The organism is Mesocryomonas fontinalis (assembly GCF_055730125.2).
Genome location: NZ_JBUZWG020000022.1, coordinates 1 through 4252 on the forward strand (window position 1 = coordinate 1; position 4252 = coordinate 4252).

A 4252-nucleotide genomic window follows, 5' to 3' on the forward strand; every position below is an offset into this window, starting at 1 on the left:
GGCCCAACCGACGTCTGAGGACCGCACCCCGATCGTCTTCGGTAAATGAATCGCCCAGCCCGTTTCTCGCAGGAAGGGGCATCTACATCCTCCGGATTTAATCGGCCTGCTTCATATATGCGCTGATCCTGCTGCCGTGCAGCTTCCAGAAAGGGCATAGGCATCGCTTACGATCGCGCATCAGGTTGCCGCCTTGCCTCATCGACGTAACCTGAGCGTATTCCGGCCCGGTTGCCGGCAAGAAGTCACCGATCGCTCAGGCTGGTATTGCTTGGCGGATGAGCGTTACGTTCAAATCACGAAGGTGTCTGCGGCAGCCTTTCCGCGAATTGGCAGAACGCGGCACGCACGGCAACATACTATCTGAACCACGAGGTGGTTCGTTAAAAGATCAGCGACATGATAATGGACCAAAGGGCCGCGGAAATGCCAAGCCCGATGGTAATACCGCGAGCTGGGCCAGAGCCATATGAAACCGTGGACGCGGGCCGCGGGTGTACTGTATCAACCGAAAACATTTGCGACATTGAGGTCTTCCATCTGACTTGTCGACAGTTATCCTGATCCAATTTCAATAAATAAAAACATGGCTAGTCGTTAAAAATTGAATGGTCCATGCATTTCGCAACGAGGCGCAGGTCGGCATTGGTTCGCTTGCTCGAGCCGGCCGCACTGTCGACAAGCTTTCACCGCACCGCACTGCGACGATGATCCCGCCCTGCAGTAAGAAAATACGTTTCGCTGGAGATAGGCCCGGCCGAGAGGCTGACTCCCGCCAGAATGGCGGGGAGGGGCATCGGTGCCGGCCGCCGGCAAGCTGACACTCATCAGAACAGGTGGAAGTCAGAGGCATTTAAGCCATTGCCTGCGCCGATATTGGCAAAAACAATTGCCGCATCTCGGCCGTTCCCGTCATCGTCATAGGACACATCGCCGGTCTTCTGATTATAGATGATACGGTCGCTGGCGTCATGCGCCAGGCCTGTCGCACTGGCATGAAACGCATCGGCAGAAAGATTTCCAGCAGCGCCGACCTTGGCGAAGAGGGCGGCATTCAGCCAAATAGCGTCGACGCCATGCGTGAAGTCGGTGATCTTGGCGACATTGCTGGACGAAGGCCCATTGTCGAAGACGAAAATGTCCGCTCCGCTTCCGCCTGTCAGTATGTCTCGGCCTGGCCCGATGTGGAGCACGTCTTTTCCGTCGCCACCATACAGTTCGTCCCGCCCGGAACCAGCGTACAGTACGTCATCGCCAGAACCGCCGTAGAGCTTGAGGTTCGAGGTGTTGCCGCGGCCGTCGAAGAGGTCGTTGCCCGCGCCGCCATGCGCTTCTTCGATCGAAAATGCGGTCAGCTTCAACGACACCCCGCGGGTGTCCGACACATAGATGCTGTCGCGTCCTTCGCCACCGTCGACGAGCGTGTCGTCCGCGTCGATCCAAAAGACATCGTTGCCCGCGCCGCCATGAAACTGGTCCGCGCCCGGGCCGCCGTACAGTTCGTCATTGCCGTTCCCACCGAAAAGGATGTCGTTCCCCTGGGCGCCGAGCAGCTTCAGATTGGCGGTGCTTCCACGGCCGTCGAAGACGTCGTTACCACCTCCACCGGTCGCTATCTCGATGGATGACGTGGTAAGGTTGAGCACGACGCCGCGGTTGTCGGTCACGTAAACGGTATCATTACCCGAACCGCCATCGATCAAACTGTCGTCGGCGTCGATCCAGAAGATGTCGTTGCCCGCGCCGCCGTGAAACGTGTCCTTGCCGGCGCCGCCGTAGATTTCGTCAATGCCGCTGCCGCCCGACAAGATGTCGTCGCCGGCCTCGCCAAAAAGCTTGAGGTTGACGGTGCTGGCGCTGCCATCGAAGACATCGTTGCCGCTGCCACCATGCGCCTCTTCGATAGAGGCGATGGCGAGATTCAGCGTTACGCCACCCGTGCCGGTCACATAGACGATGTCGCGACCCTGACCGCCATCGATCAGAATATCCTTCGCGTCGATCCAGAGGATGTCGTTCCCGGCACCGGCATGGAACGTGTCTGCACCCGCGCCGCCAAATAGGCTGTCGTTGCCAGCTGTTCCATTCAACGCCAAGCCAGCGACAACCGCTGGCAGCGCGACGACAGGTGCCGTTATGACAGGTGCTGTCATGACAGGTGCGATGACCACCGGTACCGCGACGACCGGCGGTGTCACGACAGGCACGTCGACCGCAGGCGCGGTGACGACTGGCGTTGTGTTCGGCGCCGGATCGACCACGACGGGAACAGTCACCACCGGCAACTCGATCGGTGTGACGGAGCCCGAAACGTCAACGATAAGGGGATGGTCCGTGATCCCGATCACCACGCTGGACACATTGTGGTAGGTGGTGACCGCCGACGTCCCAAGGAGAGGATCATAGACCTTGACCGTCTCGTAGAACCGGCCGAGATCGACAGTCACGGAAGTGCTGGCCACGGCGATCGCGCGATCGAGTTTCTCGTCCCAGATGTCCGGCTCGGCCCAGGCTATGATCTGGAAGGAACCATCCGACTTTTGGGTTAGCATCGTGTAGCCGTCGCTCGGCATGCCCTTGACCGAATAGTCGAGGCTGCCGGCCGAAAAGGTTTCAGCAGCCTTAGTTTTGTCGCTCAGGATCGTTGTCAGATTGTGGATTGCAGTCGCAGCTGCCTTGGGCGAATAGTCCAAGTTGAAAAGACCAAAATGCTTTTCCTGGTTTGACCCGCTGACGTCCTTATAAGCGTCGAGAAGCTGGTAAATATAGGTAGTCGTGGCACCCAATTGGGCGCCGTCCATGAAGGTATTGAGCAGGAGCTTGGCCTGCGTCGCGTCGTCAACACCTTCCCACCCGCCGTTCGTATCGGCTGTCAATGAGGTATGGTAGCCGGTCTCCGTAATGATCAACGCCTTGCCCGGGTCGACTTTGTCCTGTGCCGCAATGTTTGCAATGATGGCGGCACGGGGCTGATCACCCTGCTTTGCATAGGGATGGATGTTGTTGAGGTCGGATGCCGAGGCATGCACCGGGTAATCTGTGAAGCCGAGAACAGGAATATTCTTCAGCATCGGATCGGCATTGACCAAGGCGAACAGTTTCGCCTGGTATGCCTGAGCTGCGGCCGTGCCTGAAAGGCCGTTGTAGGAAACTGGCCAGTTATTGACCTCGTTCGGTCCCTCGATGCCGATCACGGAACCGGGATGTTTGATGATGAAATCATGGATCCGCTGGACCGAAACGACCGGGTCGACATTTCCCTGGACAGCAAGGACAAATGTCAGCCCGGCATCCGCGGCCTTGCCGAGGTTGGATTGGCCGTAAGAATCAAAAGTGGGGTTTGGAGCCGCATCGCGTACCTGCGAAATCCCTAGATACTCAAGCGCCTTCAGACTTGCCGCCAAGTTCGAATACCCACCATCCGTGTAGTTGATATGCGTATCGATGCCCATCGTTCCGAGGAGATCGGCAATTCGAATGGCGGAGGATGTCGTCATTAAAGCGGCTCCAAGCAACCTCTAAACAGTACGGTTATTTGGACACAGAGCTTACAAAAAAGGCCTAAAATTAAACATAAAATCCTCATAACCGCCAAAAAACAAAGGATAATTTCCGTTAAGATGGCATCGCCGTTCATTGAGGCCTGTTGATGAGAAGATTGTTGCGAAAGGTGTGCCACCTTTTTAAACAGGTTCAACAATCTTTCACGTGGTTCATCCACTGGATCAATGCGCTGCAACAACCCCCATCTTTCCATTCGCATCTAATCGAAGCGCTGCCATTCTCGGCGATTTCATGCAGGCAATTCCCTCGTTTCGGGCTTAATAGTTGCGATCTCGCCAAGGAGAATCCGTATTAGATATCGACTTAAAAAGAAGGCCAATTCCTGAAAAACAAAAATCTTGTATATCGCTTCAAATTTAAGAATAGGAAAAAACATTTTTCATAAAACACAATGCTTTATTAAAAACTTCTGCATAACAGCGCATTTTGCATTGCAGCAAAATTGCTCGATATGCCTTGGGTGGGGTGGAGCTGTACACGCAGCGTAGAAGGAATCTGGGATATTATTTATTAAATTGCGAATTAGAAAAGTATAAGGAAGCAGCGAATTGCCTAAGTTTCACAAATTGTGACAGATCAATTCAGCAACGGGCGATGCAGCATGGTCAAAATTTTGAACATTTTCATACCATTCGGAAAACTTCTTGCATAAAAATTGTGCCGCCGTGACAATTTTGCTGTGTTCAGG

1 protein-coding gene is annotated in these 4252 nt (G+C 54.9%); it reads right to left on the minus strand.

Translation table 11 applies throughout. The features are described 5' to 3' along the window. Positions 1-827: 827 nt before the first annotated feature. A complete protein-coding gene (locus ACZL02_RS24330) occupies positions 828-3497 on the minus strand; it encodes a calcium-binding protein (RefSeq protein ID WP_472941267.1) in 2670 nt (889 codons plus the stop codon). Positions 3498-4252: the final 755 nt, after the last annotated feature.